Below are 13709 nucleotides of genomic sequence, written 5' to 3'. Positions count from 1 at the left end.
TTGCTTTTAGGGGGTATCACATTATGTTAATTGAAGTAAAGGATATTATTGATGAAATAAAAATAGAAATATCATCACTTAAAGAAAAAGTCCCTTATGAACCCAAACTAGTAAGTTTAGTTGTTGAACCTGATGAATCTACCAAATCTTATCTTAACTCTCAAAAAAGAAATGCAAAAAAATATGGAATCAACTTAGAAATTGTTGAAAGTAATGATTTGATTAATGATTTAAGAAAATATAATGAAGACGATGATACTGATGCGATCTTTATTGCAAGACCTTTAAAGAAAGGATACACTGAACTAGATATAGCAAAATATATCAATCCAGAAAAAGATGTTGAAGGGGTAAGTTTACATAACATTGGTTCTATGTTTTACGAAAAAGAATTATTTGTACCTTGTACAGCAGAAGCGGTGGTGAAAATTATAGAAGATACAACTGACGTTAGAGGAAAGAATATCGTTATTCTTGGAAGAAGTACGACGGTAGGAAAACCAGCTGCAATAATGCTTCAAAGACATGGAAGGGATGCCACTGTCACGGTCACACATACAAAAACTAATAATTTAAAAGAGGTAACCAAAAAAGCAGACATTTTGGTTGCAGCGATAGGAAAAGCTAATTTCGTTGATAGAAGCTTTGTAAAAGAAGGAATGATCGTGATCGATGTGGGGATTAATGTAGTAAATGGAAAGATAGTAGGTGATGTAGATAAAGATATCTCAGAAATTTGTAAATTAACACCTGTACCCGGTGGAGTAGGAAGTGTTACAACAGCTATCCTAATGAGAAATGTTTTTAGAGCGGCTAACAATAAAAAGGGAGATTTATAATCTTGAAATACAATTTTGACGAAATTGTGGACAGAAAACCAACAGAATCAGTAAAATGGAACGGTGTAAAAAAACTTTATGGTAGAGACGATGTTATTCCAATGTGGGTAGCGGATATGGATTTTAAATCTCCACCTGACGTAATTGAAGCTTTAAAAAAACGAGCAGAACATGGGATATTTGGATATCCAATGTTAGACAATTATTATTTTGACCCTTTTATAAATTGGATCGAAACCAGACATGGTAGTGAGGTAAAAAAAGAGTGGATAGTGACTACTGACGGTGTGGTTGACGCTTTAAAAGTAGCCATACTTGCCTACTCCAAACCAGGAGACAACGTTGTAATTCAAACACCTGTTTATTATCCTTTTTATAATATCATCAAATCAAATGGTCGAATGATAATAAAAAATTCCCTAAAATTTGAAAACAGTAATTATAGCATGAACTTTGATGATTTAGAAAAGAAATTATCGCTCAAAAGAACGAAATTATTCATCTTATGTAATCCACACAACCCGGTTGGAAGAGTTTGGAAACGGGAAGAACTAGAAAAGCTAAGCCAATTGTGTGTTAAACATAACGTTATCTTGTTATCGGACGAAATACATTCAGATCTGGTATTTTCTCCCAACAAACACATTCCAATATTTTCGATCTCACAAGAAATAAAAGAGAGTTCTTTAACTTTTTATGCCCCAAGTAAAACCTTTAATTTGGCGGGCTTAAAAGCGTCATTTGTTGTTATTCCAAATGAACAATTACGAACAGAATACAAAAATGTAATCGAGAGCCTTACAAGCGATAATTTAAATATCTTTGGAATGGTTGCAGCTAAAGTTGCTTACGAAAAAGGTAAAGATTGGCTTGATGATTTACTAAATTACTTAAGGGGTAATATTGATTACGTATACGATTTTTTCAACGAAAAACTACCTAAAGTTAAATTACAAAAACCAGAGGGAACATATTTAATGTGGTTAGATTTTAGGGCATATGGAGATGAACAAAAAGTCAAAGATATACTCGTAAACAAAGCCAAAGTTGGTTTAGAAGAAGGTAGCATCTTTGGAGAAGAAGGTAGAGGCTTTTTTAGAATGAATATTGGATGCCCTATATCTATTTTAAAAGATGCATCCAACAATATTTATAATGCTTTTAAAGATTTATAAAAGTAGAAAATAAGAGGGAGGATTTGATGTATCATTCTGCAAAGCAACTACTAGAACTTTGTGAAAAACAAAAAAAGCCAATTTATCAAGTAGTTATAGAAGAAGAATCCAAATCATCTGGTTCAGCTCCTGAAATGATTCTTTCACAAATGAAAGAAATTTTATCCGTCATGAAGCAATCCTCTCAAAGTACCTTGAATAAAAAGGTACCTAGTTTATCAGGAATGATGGGAGGAGATGCCCAACGGGTTAACAATTATCAAAAAGATGGTAAAACCCTTTTAGGGGTTATTCCTAATAAAGCAATGGCTATGGCCCTTTCAACCGCAGAAGTCAATGCCTCTATGGGAAAAATTGTAGCAGCTCCCACTGCGGGCTCTTCTGGCATACTGCCAGCAGTCTTGATGACTCTTGAGGAAAGTTTAAATTTGAATGAAGAGGATTTGATCCATGCCCTACTTGTAGCATCAGGGATTGGACGAGTTATCGGTCAAAACGCAACCTTTTCCGGCGCTGAAGGGGGATGCCAAGTAGAGTGTGGTTCAGCAGCAGCTATGGCGGCGGGAGCTGCAGTGTTTGCTTCAGGAGGAAACAATGAACAAATCTTTCATGCAGCCTCTATTGTACTCATTAATATAATGGGGCTGGTTTGTGATCCCATTGCTGGTTTAGTAGAATTCCCCTGTATTCTGAGAAATGCTTCAGGAGCTATAAATGCCTTGTCTGCCGCTGATCTAGCTCTTGCGGGGGTAAAATCTTTGATACCTTTTGATGAAGTGGTAAAAGCAATGTACAAAGTAGGAAAAGCTCTTCCAGAAAGCTTAAGAGAAACAGGACTAGGTGGTATAGCAGGTACTCCAACAGGTTGTGCTATAAGAAACTCTCTGCTTAAGAATGATTAAACTTTGTTACTTTCATTGCAATAATATCAGAAAGATAAAGAAAGGGATATCATATGAAAAACTTCGGTATTTTCGACGTAATCGGTCCCGTTATGATTGGTCCTTCTAGTTCTCATACTGCTGGTGCTGCTAGAATTGCTCTAGTAGCCCGGAGGATAGCTGGGGTAGGCTATCATCATGTGGATTTTTTTCTTCATGGTTCTTTTGCAGCTACTTACAAAGGCCATGGAACCGATAAGGCTCTTGTTGGAGGAATATTAGGGTTTGAGCCTAGTGATCTACGCATTAAGAATTCTTTTTTACATGCCAAAGAGGCAGGAATTACTTATAATTTTATTCCTGTTAACTTGGAAGACGTCCATCCTAATACCGTAAAAATTGAATTTCATTACCCCGATGGAAGTTGTTTTTATGTAATCGGTTCTTCTATCGGTGGAGGAAATATTGAAATCACTAATATTAATGGTACCTCTGTTATTTTTACTGCAGAAAATCCTACTTTACTTTTTAGATACAAAGAGCAAAAAGGAATGATTGCTTATATTTCCAATGCTTTGTACTCCAAAGGGCATAATATTGATTTAATGAGAACCATCAAAGAAGACGATGAGGTTCTTCTTATAGTTGAATTAAATGAAAGTTTAGATTCTGAACTCTATGAATCTATCCAAAACGGAAAGACTTTTTTATTTAGCAAATATATTTATGTACCCATTTCAAAAATAGGTAAAAGCAATGATTAAATAGAAGTTAAATGTCTTACTATTGAAAGTTTTAGAAAATAATCAAATGCTTGCTTTTACAGTTTCCAAAAATGGTAAAAAACGTAAAACTAAGGAGGAAATTAAATTTGAGAGATTACAAAAAAATTTACTATGAATGGTTAAATAATTCATATATTGATGAAAAAGCAAAAGAAGAATTAAAAAGTATTGAAAACAATCCTGAAGAGATAAAAGAAAGATTCTACAAAGATCTCGAATTTGGAACAGCTGGATTGAGAGGAAAACTGGGTATAGGTTCTAATATGATGAATATATACACTGTAGGTAGAGCATCTCAAGCCCTTGCTGATTATATAACAGACTTCGGTGAAGAAAGAATGAAGATGGGTGTTGTGATAGCTTACGACGTACGCCACTTTTCAAAGGAGTTTGCAAAAGAATCTGCATTAATCCTTGCGGCAAATGGTATAAAAGCTTATTTATTTGACGATATTAGGCCCACACCCGTTTTATCCTTTGCTGTCAGATATTTAAAAACTACTGCTGGAATAGTCGTTACCGCTAGTCATAATCCGAAAGATTACAATGGTTACAAAGTTTATTGGGACCAAGGGTCTCAAATATTAGATGATGTTGCCAATGGAATAGTAGAAAAGATCGAAAAGATAGGATACGATTTTAGTAAAATAAAAAAAATAAAGGAAGAGGAAGCAATTAACAAGAATTTACTTCAATATATTTCAAAAGAAGTCGATGAAGAATACATTCAAAGAGTTGAAAGTCTGGCGTTAAGGGACGAAGATTTAGATAAAAATATAAAAATAGTTTACACACCTTTGAATGGAACATCAAATAATTTTGTCAGAAGGGTACTTAAAGATAGAGGTTTTAAAAATGTATTCATAGTTAAAGAACAAGAACTACCCGATCCAGATTTCAAAAGCGTTGCCAACCCAAATCCAGAATACGAAGTAGCTTTTGAAGAGGCAAAAAAATTAGGTTATGAAAAAAATGCCCAATTACTTTTGGCAAATGATCCCGATGGAGATAGAACCGCTTTAGAAATTTTAGATGACAACAATTACAAAATGTTAAACGGTAACCAAGTTGGAGCTCTTTTGGTTAATTATATACTGGAAAGTAAAAGTGAAAAAGGAAGTTTAGAAGATAACTCTGTTATCATAAAATCAATAGTTACAGGAGATCTCACAAAAAGAATCGCAAAAAAATATGGTGTATCCGTTCTTGAAACGCTTACTGGATTTAAAAATATTTGTGGGAAAGAAAACGAATTAGAAAAAGAAGGTAAGAGTAAGTTTCTCTTTGGTTTCGAAGAAAGTATTGGTTATATATACGGCACCTTTGTGAGAGACAAGGATGGAACTATTGCTTCTATGCTTATATCAGAGATGGTTGGATACTACTCTAAAAAAAATAAGAATTTAATTGACGTACTAGAAGATATTTATCAGGAATTTGGTTACGAGTTGGAAAACAATTATTCTCTTGTGCTTGAAGGAGTTGAAGGCCAAGAAAGGATCAAGCGAATAATGGAAAAGTTTAGAAACAACTTCCCCAAAGAAATGGGGGATCTCAAACTTGAACAATACGCGGATTATTTAAAAAGAAAAATATACAATTTAACAACAGGTGAAATTAGCGATATAACCGATATACCTTCATCCGATGTTTTAAGATTCTGGTTTAGCGATGGTTCATGGTATGCAATTAGGCCTTCCGGAACAGAACCAAAACTTAAAATATACATATATTCAAACGATAAAGAAAAAGAAAAATCAAAAGCAAAGCTCAATTTAATTAAAAATACCGTTGATAGTATCATAGAACATGTTGTTTAGCGTTTCACACCTTGTTGGGGGAAAAAACTATGATGGATATAGATAATACGTCAGACTCTATAAAAGATAAAGACAAAATCGAAGGATATATCTCAGAATTTTTATCATATCTGAAATTCGTCAAGCGAAGGGCAGACTCAACCATATATGAATACAAAAAAATATTGAACAATTATAAAAAATTTGTTCAAATCTATGGTCTTACCCGAGGATGCTTTCTAAAATATCTTGAAGAGATCTCAAATCTATCACAAAGAACCATAAAACTTAGGATAGTTGTTTTAAAATCCTTTTTGAACTATCTATACGAAAATGGAGAAATATCTGGTAAAAAATATTGGAAAGATGCAAACGCAAAAATTCCAAGTGACGTTCCCAAAGGCTTGACAGAAAGTCAAATCAAAGTTTTTTTCTCCGTTATTGAAGATAAATTTGACAAAACTTTTTATTCATTATTATTAAAAACGGGTTTAAGAATTTCAGAAGCCTTATCGTTAGAAAAAGAACACATTATTTTTTACGATGATCATGCCGAGCTTGTTATAAATGGGAAAGGAAACAGAGTAAGATATCTAAAGATTTCAAAACAATACGCAGAACAATTAGTAACCTTTGCAAACGGTAAAAAATACATATTTTCAAATGACAACGATGTTCCAATAACTTCTAGAACTATGGAGAGAAGATTTCAAGATTACGTTATAAAAGCCAACAAAAAGATTGATCAAATCAGGGTAAGTGGGTATAATAATATAAATTATATTAACGGAACACCTCATGCTTTAAGGCACACATGCGCAAAAAGGCTTTTAAACTCAGGGAAAAATTTGGAAGAAGTTCGATACATACTTGGACATACGACCATCTCAACTACAGGAATATACGTTAGATCTGATAGCCATAGTTCAGTACTGGATCAAATATAAGATTACAACTTTAAAGTTACCTCTCAAAAAGTTCCCCAACTTAACGGGGAACTTTTTAATAAAATTGGTTCTATCACGGCACCTTTTATCAACTGTTAGACGATGTGCTGCCCGAAAATTCATCTTTACCTTTTAACCATTTCCTCAACATCTCTGCTTTTTCTATCCTACCCAACTTCAGATATGCTTGATATTCATACTCCAGAGAGAGTACACCTACTTGCATTCCTTCAACCTCTATAATCCGCTTATGATGCTCCAAATCCACGGGGCTCTCCCAATTCCCATCTTCAAGCCTCTTTTGAATGTCTCCCATGATCTCTACTTTTATTCCGTCAATCATCAATTCGCCAAAGTGCGAGCGAATCCTCTCTGCAGAAGAGAACCTAACTTTTTTGGTTACGAAATCAGAAAAATGACGCTCAATCTCATAGGCTCCCTGTTTATCAGTCTGGATGTCAATGTCATTAGGCTCTACAGGCATACCTTGAAGTGCAAAACCGAGGCTTCCTGTAACTACCCAGTTGACATCGGTGTTATTCAGTCGGTTGTATATTTTGCGCAGAACTTCAAGATACCGTGGGTCTATCACTCTGCCTCCTCCTTGGACAGCATTTCGTCTAATATATTATATCTAAATAAAATTCTCTTATTCTTTGTTCTGACAGTTTCACATATTCTTCTTCAATCTCATATCCAAAGTAATGTCTTCCTGTTTTAATTGACGCAATAGCAGTCTAAGCACTTCCTATAAAAGGGTCTAAAACAACCTCATCCTTATAAGTGTAAAGTTGAATTATCCTATATGGAAGCTCCACAGGAAATGGGGCAGGATGTCCGATTCCTTTGACTGAAACAGCCGAAAAAGTCCATACACTCTTGGTAAATTCGAGAAATTCCTCCTCCCTTAAAATCTTTACTTCGTTTTTTTATTGCCTTAAGTAGTTTCTATTGATCATATTATACTATAAAATATCGCTCATGAGATGATTTTTAAAAGAACGAACATACACCAACACCTAAAAACGAATAATTCTAACTTCATTAAAAATTAAAATAAAAATGTAAAGTTTTTTGAAGAAAATGAATTTTTTGTAGTATAATTGAATTGAAAAATTAATAAAAGAAAATTATTTTTACTTTCTAAAATTTTAGTCGTTATAAAAAGGTGAATGGTATTTACCAAGCAGATGAAAATGGTAAAACAGGTTTTATTGATTTTGCAATTGGTAATTATAACAAACATGATATCGGAATAGAATTTACATTGAAATATGGTTGGTCAAACGAAGAGATTATATATGACTTTCTCAAACTTTTGGACAAAAAGAATCCATTTAAAGTCTCTATCTCATTCAACGTAATATTTCAAAAGAGGAAATTGGCAAAAGGTGGACATTTAAGGGATCTTAAAAACCATACAAACGCAGCATATATAGAGGCTATCAACCGATTGAAGTATGATATATGTGATGATTCATGTGATGATTCAAGAGAGAAATATTTTATTGTAACTGAAATTGATAAAGACAACAACAGACGACACTGGTATTAAGATAGAACAAAATACAAATTTGAAGGTGGATTACCTGTCATTGCTTTACAAAGCGGATCCGGTTCGTCTTCCAACGGGCGCCTTCGTCCAAATTATATCCCTAGGGGGACACTTCAGGTCCGTTCAAAAACGAAGATGCAGTAACTTGAAATATTTTCAGGTTTCAGGAATAAAACAATTTAGAAGAAATATGAGTTATTACATTCCTGGTGAACTGTGTCAAGATGTTGATATTTAATCAATTCATCGAGTCTGGCATCTTTTTGGGTAAGGTTGTTAGTTTTTTTTAATAGCAATTATTTTGTCCATTAATGAGTGTTTTAGAGTTTTTAAAGGCAGTGCAATTATTTTATACTAAGGGAGTTAAAAGAGGCGAAAAAGGCAGGAATATTTTTATTGGTAGTTTGGGTAATTATATTACTTACATTGTCATCTTGTGTAACGCAACCACAACATTTGTCACGTCTAGATTTGGGAAATGAGGCATATGGTGTTTTTCTAAAAGACAATTACGCATATGTGGCGGATTTTTGGAACGGCTTGGTAACAGTAGACGTAAGCGACCCAACCAATCCTCAAGAAGTTGGTCATTACGACACAGCAGGATCGGCAAGTGGTGTTTATGTAAAAGACAATTACGCCTACTTGGCAGATGGGGAAAATGGCTTGGTGATAGTATATGCCAGTGATCCTGCTGATCCAAAAGAAATAGAGCATTACTATATAGCAAATTGGACATTGGATGTTTATGTAAAAGATAACTACGCATACGTGGCAGATGATAATGGTTTAGTGATAGTAGATATAAGCGAACAGAACCAAAAGAAGTAGGCCATTACGACACAGCAGGTCATTCGGAAGATGTTTATGGAAAAGATAATTACGCATATCTGGCAGATTATAGAAATAGCTTGGTTATAGTTGACGTAAGTGATCCTGAAAATCCAACTCTTGCATTTGATATGCTAAGGTTTACATTTTTTGGAATTAGTGGGAACTAATTTTTTATAACAGATATCAAAATTTTATAAAAAATAAAATGAGATTCTCTTCCGAAAAGTGTAGGTAGAAAAAATGAAATATGAACAAAAGATTAAATAATCTGGTATTGTGTAAGAAAACACAAGGGAGGAGAAAAAATGAAAAAGTTTATTTTAGCTTGGTTGGTAGTATTTTTAAGTATTAGTGTTTTTAGTGCTATTGATCCAGATCTTAGAGATATTATATTAGAAGAAGCTGAAATAAGAACAAAAACTTTTAGTTTTTTAAATCCTTACGTAACTAGAATAAAACCAGAAAAAGTTACAGAGGATAAAGAACCCAGAGATTATTTTTCTATAGACAAACTGCTTGTTTATGGAATTCTCGGTCAAGAAAGAGATCTATCAAATTATATAATTTTTAGGGTAGTCTTTGGAGCTGGGGCTATTTTGGGAGATGATCTTTATGTTGGAAAAAACACTCTAGTAGAAAACAACATTTTTATCGAAGGAGTTCCTGTTAAAAATTTCGAACTGATATATATGACAATGTCTGTTGACGCCTCTTTTTATGATAAGACTTTGAAGTATGAAGGTATGGGGTTTGCTTCTTTATATCTTATTGGATATGTTGAAAATTTACAATCTATTTTAAATACTAATGAAACTATAACAATGGAGATTAAGTCTGAAAAAGAAAAAGTAGAATTTCAATTAACGGATAAGTTATCACAAATGATTAATTTTGTTAATCTAGTAGATTAATAAAAAAGAAGTGATTCTCTTCCAAAAAGTGTGAGTAAACAAATTGATAAATTCAAAAAAATATTCATTTACAAAAACCCTTCTTATTGCGGAAAATGTTTTGTTCTTTATTGCGTGGGATAAATCTAATTTAACTCCAGCTTAATTACCTACTATTTTCGTGAGAGAACCAATAAATAATATTCTATAACAGTAAAAAATGCTTAATAGTATTCTTGAAAGAAGATGATAAGGAAACAAAATAAAAGTTAATTGGGGATATGTCAAGTAGTAAAAATCAAAAAAATTGTTGAAAATTAGCGCAACTGACAATGCCTATACTTTCAGAAAAACAAAAAATAGGCTTGAAAAAAAGAAAAAGAGGAATAATTCTCTGATTGACGTTTTCTCCAAGTCAGTCCTGCGAATTTGGCCAAACTATCATGAGATGGAAAGGAAGTTAAGAGTAGGATTCAGTCAAAGCAGCACAAGATGTAGCACCATATATATTAGAAAAGGGCTTATCCCTATTATTCACAGCCAATTCACTGAATTTTAGATAAAATATGTTGGAAAGCATCCAATTCTTTTCAGAAGCGTGTGTATGAACTAAATGGAACCTATGGCGTGTAAGTCTTTGTAAAACTAAAAACTGAGAATCACATTTCACCACCTTTCGAAAAAAGATAAAGGATGAAAGAAAGAGATGCCCTAATCTTAGCAGCCAAAGGCAACCTCGCGCTCTATGAGCATCCACCAATGAAAAATAGCCTTGCTGATGGCCTAATCAAGGGTGATGCAGTAATCGGTTAGCAAGTTGACTGCTAAGTCAGGAAACAAGCTTTTTAGGCAACGGCCAAAAGGCCTTGCAGGGGGGCAAGGAATCTTCCCTCGCTAATCATCCTGGTACTATTTTAGCATTAGGGTATCTCTTTACAAAAGAAATAATGAAAAAAGATCAAAAGACAGATTTTTAATACCATTTTTTAAGTTTCATATCCATACATATCATACGAGGAGGGGATTTAGGATGAAAAAGTTTTTAATTATTCTAATAATAATTTTAAGTACTTCTATGGTATTAGCTTCCCAGAAAATGCAAATGGAATTAATTACTTATTGGAAAACGAATGGGATAGAATATGATGAAAACGATAAAGGAATAGGGGTTTTTATAACAAAAAACATGAATATCTTTGTTACTATTTTGAAAGAATATGATTATATATATTTTGTGTTTGATACAGATACAACGACAGAAGAGGTTGAATTCTTTTTAAAAACAGAAAAATTGCCTTATTCAGAGGAGTTTAGAAAAGATTTGTTGAAATGTCTTAAGGAAAATTTGAATTATTACAATACTTTTGGGAAATTACCAGATCCTCGCTTTGAATGGTTTGACGATTATCTTGTTAATGTTTTCTTTTTTGTTGGTGAAGGATCTATACATTTAAGAATAGATTAAAATTCAAAATGGAAGAAAATAAATAATATTCTATAACAGTAAAGAACAAAATAAACTTCTTGAAAAAAGATGATAAAGAAACAAAATAAAAAGGAGGGATTTAGGATAAAAAAGTTTTTAATTACTCTAATAATAATTTTAAGTACTTCTATGATGTTAGCTTCTCGAGAAATGCAATGGGAGCTAATTACTTATTGGAAAACAAATGAGTATGTGTGTTGGGAATTTGATGAATTAATATGGTTATATATAACAGAAAACAGGAATGTCTCTGTTGGTATTATGAGAGAAAGCAATTATATATCTTTTGTCTTTGAAACAGATACAAAGATAGACGATTATGTTGAATTCTTTCTAACAGAAAAATTACCATATTCAGAACAGTTTAGAAAAGATTTGTTGAAGTGTCTTAAGGAAAATTGGAATTATTACAATACTTTTGAAAAAACACTAGATCCTTATTATGAATGGTTTGACGATTATCATGTTTATGTCAAATTTTCTGTTGATAAAGAAGCTGTATGTTTAGAAATAGATTGAAAATTAAAATGGAAGGAAATGAATAAGATTCTATGACAGTACAGTACACAATAGACTTCTTGAAAGAAGATGATAAAGAAACAAAAAAAAGGAAGGGATTTAGGATGAAAAAGTTTTTAACTGTTTTTATGGTAATTTTAGGTGTTTCAATCATGCTGGCATCCCAGGAAATGCAAATGGAACTACTTACTTATTGGGAAACGAACGGGATAGAGTATTTGGAAAGCGATGAGTCAATATTATTGCCTATTACAGAGAATTGGAATATCTCTGTTTTTATCATGAAAGAATATGATTCTATATTTTTTGTGTTTACTATAGATACACAGACAGAGGATTTTGATACTTTCATTTTTGAAACCGAAAAATTACCATATTCAAGGGAATTTAGGATGGATTTGATTGCTTGTTTCGTGAAAAATTTGAATTATTTCACTACTTTTAGAAAAACACCAGATCCTTATTATGAATGGATCGGCGATTATCTTGTTCATGTCAACTTTTTTGTTGTTGAGGATGATGCATTTTTAGAAATAGATTAAAAACCAAAGGAGAGAGAATAAATGATATTCTATGTGTATAAAGGCCGCATTACATACATAAGATATTGTGTAAAATTGAACGACTAGAAGAAGGGGAATTATAAATAAAAAGGTGATGATGTTAACAATGTTAATAATTTTGGTTCTATCACAAAAATAGTGGGTAATTAAGCTGGAGTTAAATTAAGTTTACCAAGGGTAATAAATATAGTGATTTTTAAATTCTTTAATGTTTTAAAATTATCTATTTTACCATTAGAGATATTCGTTTTTATGTGCAACAAGATACCTTCTATTGACGTGCATGTAAAAGATGATTACGCATACGTGGCAGATGAAGAGAATGGCTTGGTGGTAGTAGACATAAGCAATCCTGAAAATCCTACACTCACCGCTGATATGACTCATTTTGTATTTTATGGAATTAGTGGCAACTAAATTTTATAAGGTATTAAGATTATTTAAAATAAAATGAGTAATTAATGAGTACAAAAACCCATCCCCAAAGTCTTTAGCTTGCTCAACTAATTGGGAATGGGTTTTTAAAAATTTAGAGGTAGAAGGTACTTATATCAGCCAAAGGATATCGTAATATATGAAGATAGAAAATACGTATTTAAGGGTATACAAAATAATTGTTTATTATATATCGAACTTTGTAATGTATAAATATTTTTAAGGATGTAAAATATTGTTTCTATTAAATAACTATTTTTATTAATTAAAGTGATATGTTTAATATAAAAAACTTATACAGCGTAAAACAATATTTATAATGTATATCTGGTCTTTGAAAATTAAAATATAACAAAACAGATCAACAATAAACTAATGGTTCGAATTTTTCTAAAGGCAAATGAAAAAGCAGAGAATTTATTAGAAATTAGAAGAGTAATTTATGTCGGAAAACCTAAGTTTTCCGACAGAGTGAGTTAAACAATCAAATAATACGAATTCTAACCTATGAAATCCTTTATTTATGCTAATTACAAACTACCTCCTTGTAAGAAGCCATGAGAGCCTTTGAAGTTTTCAATAAATATAAAAACTAATATCTTAAATTTAATTCTCTAAATCAAGCGTTTTACGAAGACCCTTTTCTTTAGAAAGTGTTAGATAAAAATTTTCACCAACAATTTAGATGAAAATTTAACCTTTTCCCTTTTACTCAGGAAAACCATTTATATACATTGCATATTTGTATCATTTTGTATATATTAACGAATCTATATATATAAAAGTTTCTTCTCTTGCTCAAAGAATGTTATAATATAAAATGATTCATAAAGTTGATACTGAAATGGCAAAAAATGAAGAAGGTGAAATACAAATGGAAAGTGTGGGGACTGAATGTTAAAGTTGATGTCGTTTCAAATAAAGCTATAAGAGAAGAGTTAAAAGATGAAATATTAAAAGAAGCTATATCGATATGAAAAGAGATTACCCTTTTTTCTTAC

General features: G+C 32.1%; 17 protein-coding genes and 1 pseudogene. 16 read left to right on the top strand and 2 right to left on the bottom strand.

The genetic code is table 11. The annotated features are described in order from the left end of the window. Positions 1 to 23: 23 nt before the first annotated feature. The 6 genes from ACW9JY_RS01405 to ACW9JY_RS01380 all read left to right on the top strand — a co-directional run bounded on the left by ACW9JY_RS01405 (position 24) and on the right by ACW9JY_RS01380 (position 6426). Positions 24 to 839: a bifunctional 5,10-methylenetetrahydrofolate dehydrogenase/5,10-methenyltetrahydrofolate cyclohydrolase gene (locus ACW9JY_RS01405; protein WP_457283097.1), complete on the top strand. Its 816-nt coding sequence runs from the start codon at positions 24 to 26 to the stop codon at positions 837 to 839. Between the two features lie 2 nt (positions 840 to 841). Next, on the top strand, positions 842 to 2014 hold the full coding sequence (locus ACW9JY_RS01400) for a MalY/PatB family protein (protein WP_457283096.1): 1173 nt from the start codon (positions 842 to 844) through the stop codon (positions 2012 to 2014). A gap of 26 nt (positions 2015 to 2040) precedes the next feature. Continuing rightward, positions 2041 to 2916, top strand: coding sequence for an L-serine ammonia-lyase, iron-sulfur-dependent, subunit alpha (gene sdaAA, locus ACW9JY_RS01395; protein ID WP_457283095.1), 876 nt, complete (start codon positions 2041 to 2043; stop codon positions 2914 to 2916). A gap of 53 nt (positions 2917 to 2969) precedes the next feature. After that, positions 2970 to 3659: an L-serine ammonia-lyase, iron-sulfur-dependent subunit beta gene (sdaAB, locus tag ACW9JY_RS01390; RefSeq protein WP_457283094.1), complete on the top strand. Its 690-nt coding sequence runs from the start codon at positions 2970 to 2972 to the stop codon at positions 3657 to 3659. A gap of 107 nt (positions 3660 to 3766) precedes the next feature. Beyond that, positions 3767 to 5500, top strand: a complete 1734-nt coding sequence (locus ACW9JY_RS01385) for a phospho-sugar mutase (RefSeq protein ID WP_457283093.1) — start codon at positions 3767 to 3769, stop codon at positions 5498 to 5500. Between the two features lie 29 nt (positions 5501 to 5529). Then, positions 5530 to 6426 carry a tyrosine-type recombinase/integrase gene (locus tag ACW9JY_RS01380; protein WP_457283092.1) on the top strand — a complete coding sequence of 299 codons (897 nt, stop codon included), beginning with the start codon at positions 5530 to 5532 and terminating at the stop codon, positions 6424 to 6426. An 88-nt stretch (positions 6427 to 6514) separates the two neighbouring features. Here the strand turns inward: ACW9JY_RS01380 and ACW9JY_RS01375 are convergent, their stop codons facing one another. Continuing rightward, entirely contained in the window at positions 6515 to 7018 is a 504-nt protein-coding gene (locus tag ACW9JY_RS01375) for a nucleotidyltransferase domain-containing protein (RefSeq protein WP_457283091.1), read from the bottom strand. 145 nt (positions 7019 to 7163) lie between these two features. Then, complete coding sequence (locus tag ACW9JY_RS01370; RefSeq protein ID WP_457283148.1) at positions 7164 to 7340, bottom strand: DNA methyltransferase; 177 nt, start codon at positions 7338 to 7340, stop codon at positions 7164 to 7166. Positions 7341 to 7594: 254 nt separating this feature from the next. Here ACW9JY_RS01370 and ACW9JY_RS01365 point away from each other — a divergent pair, with 254 nt between their 5' ends. The 10 genes and pseudogenes from ACW9JY_RS01365 to ACW9JY_RS01320 all read left to right on the top strand — a co-directional run bounded on the left by ACW9JY_RS01365 (position 7595) and on the right by ACW9JY_RS01320 (position 13685). Continuing rightward, positions 7595 to 7981: a hypothetical protein gene (locus ACW9JY_RS01365; RefSeq protein WP_457283090.1), complete on the top strand. Its 387-nt coding sequence runs from the start codon at positions 7595 to 7597 to the stop codon at positions 7979 to 7981. Next, positions 7947 to 8219, top strand: coding sequence for a hypothetical protein (locus ACW9JY_RS01360; protein ID WP_457283089.1), 273 nt, complete (start codon positions 7947 to 7949; stop codon positions 8217 to 8219). The genes ACW9JY_RS01365 and ACW9JY_RS01360 overlap by 35 nt, the downstream gene beginning before the upstream one ends. Positions 8220 to 8377: 158 nt before the next feature. Beyond that, complete coding sequence (locus ACW9JY_RS01355; protein WP_457283088.1) at positions 8378 to 8812, top strand: LVIVD repeat-containing protein; 435 nt, start codon at positions 8378 to 8380, stop codon at positions 8810 to 8812. A 26-nt stretch (positions 8813 to 8838) separates the two neighbouring features. Then, a pseudogene (locus ACW9JY_RS01350) lies at positions 8839 to 8982 on the top strand (hypothetical protein); the annotation flags it as partial. 138 nt (positions 8983 to 9120) lie between these two features. Then, entirely contained in the window at positions 9121 to 9726 is a 606-nt protein-coding gene (locus ACW9JY_RS01345) for a hypothetical protein (protein WP_457283087.1), read from the top strand. 1009 nt (positions 9727 to 10735) lie between these two features. Next, positions 10736 to 11170, top strand: a complete 435-nt coding sequence (locus tag ACW9JY_RS01340; protein ID WP_457283086.1) for a hypothetical protein — start codon at positions 10736 to 10738, stop codon at positions 11168 to 11170. Between the two features lie 69 nt (positions 11171 to 11239). Continuing rightward, the gene (locus ACW9JY_RS01335; RefSeq protein WP_457283085.1) at positions 11240 to 11710 is read left to right on the top strand and encodes a hypothetical protein; all 471 of its coding nucleotides are present in this window, start codon (positions 11240 to 11242) and stop codon (positions 11708 to 11710) included. Between the two features lie 32 nt (positions 11711 to 11742). Further along, positions 11743 to 12252, top strand: a complete 510-nt coding sequence (locus ACW9JY_RS01330) for a hypothetical protein (protein ID WP_457283084.1) — start codon at positions 11743 to 11745, stop codon at positions 12250 to 12252. Positions 12253 to 12525: 273 nt separating this feature from the next. Continuing rightward, positions 12526 to 12690 carry a hypothetical protein gene (locus tag ACW9JY_RS01325; RefSeq protein ID WP_457283083.1) on the top strand — a complete coding sequence of 55 codons (165 nt, stop codon included), beginning with the start codon at positions 12526 to 12528 and terminating at the stop codon, positions 12688 to 12690. Between the two features lie 872 nt (positions 12691 to 13562). Further along, positions 13563 to 13685, top strand: coding sequence for a hypothetical protein (locus ACW9JY_RS01320; protein WP_457283082.1), 123 nt, complete (start codon positions 13563 to 13565; stop codon positions 13683 to 13685). Positions 13686 to 13709: the final 24 nt, after the last annotated feature.

This window comes from Petrotoga sp. DB-2 (assembly GCF_054051725.1).
This window is presented reverse-complemented; position numbering and strand designations above follow the sequence as displayed.

Excerpts from the sequence above, each read along its gene's own strand:
- ACW9JY_RS01405 (WP_457283097.1), top strand. The coding sequence starts at position 24 with ATGTTAATTGAAGTAAAGGATATTATTGATGAAATAAAAATAGAAATA.
- sdaAA (WP_457283095.1), top strand. The coding sequence starts at position 2,041 with ATGTATCATTCTGCAAAGCAACTACTAGAACTTTGTGAAAAACAAAAA.
- sdaAB (WP_457283094.1), top strand. The coding sequence starts at position 2,970 with ATGAAAAACTTCGGTATTTTCGACGTAATCGGTCCCGTTATGATTGGT.
- ACW9JY_RS01380 (WP_457283092.1), top strand. The coding sequence starts at position 5,530 with ATGATGGATATAGATAATACGTCAGACTCTATAAAAGATAAAGACAAA.
- ACW9JY_RS01345 (WP_457283087.1), top strand. The coding sequence starts at position 9,121 with ATGAAAAAGTTTATTTTAGCTTGGTTGGTAGTATTTTTAAGTATTAGT.
- ACW9JY_RS01340 (WP_457283086.1), top strand. The coding sequence starts at position 10,736 with ATGAAAAAGTTTTTAATTATTCTAATAATAATTTTAAGTACTTCTATG.
- ACW9JY_RS01335 (WP_457283085.1), top strand. The coding sequence starts at position 11,240 with ATGATAAAGAAACAAAATAAAAAGGAGGGATTTAGGATAAAAAAGTTT.
- ACW9JY_RS01330 (WP_457283084.1), top strand. The coding sequence starts at position 11,743 with ATGACAGTACAGTACACAATAGACTTCTTGAAAGAAGATGATAAAGAA.
- ACW9JY_RS01325 (WP_457283083.1), top strand. The coding sequence starts at position 12,526 with ATGTGCAACAAGATACCTTCTATTGACGTGCATGTAAAAGATGATTAC.
- ACW9JY_RS01320 (WP_457283082.1), top strand. The coding sequence starts at position 13,563 with ATGAAGAAGGTGAAATACAAATGGAAAGTGTGGGGACTGAATGTTAAA.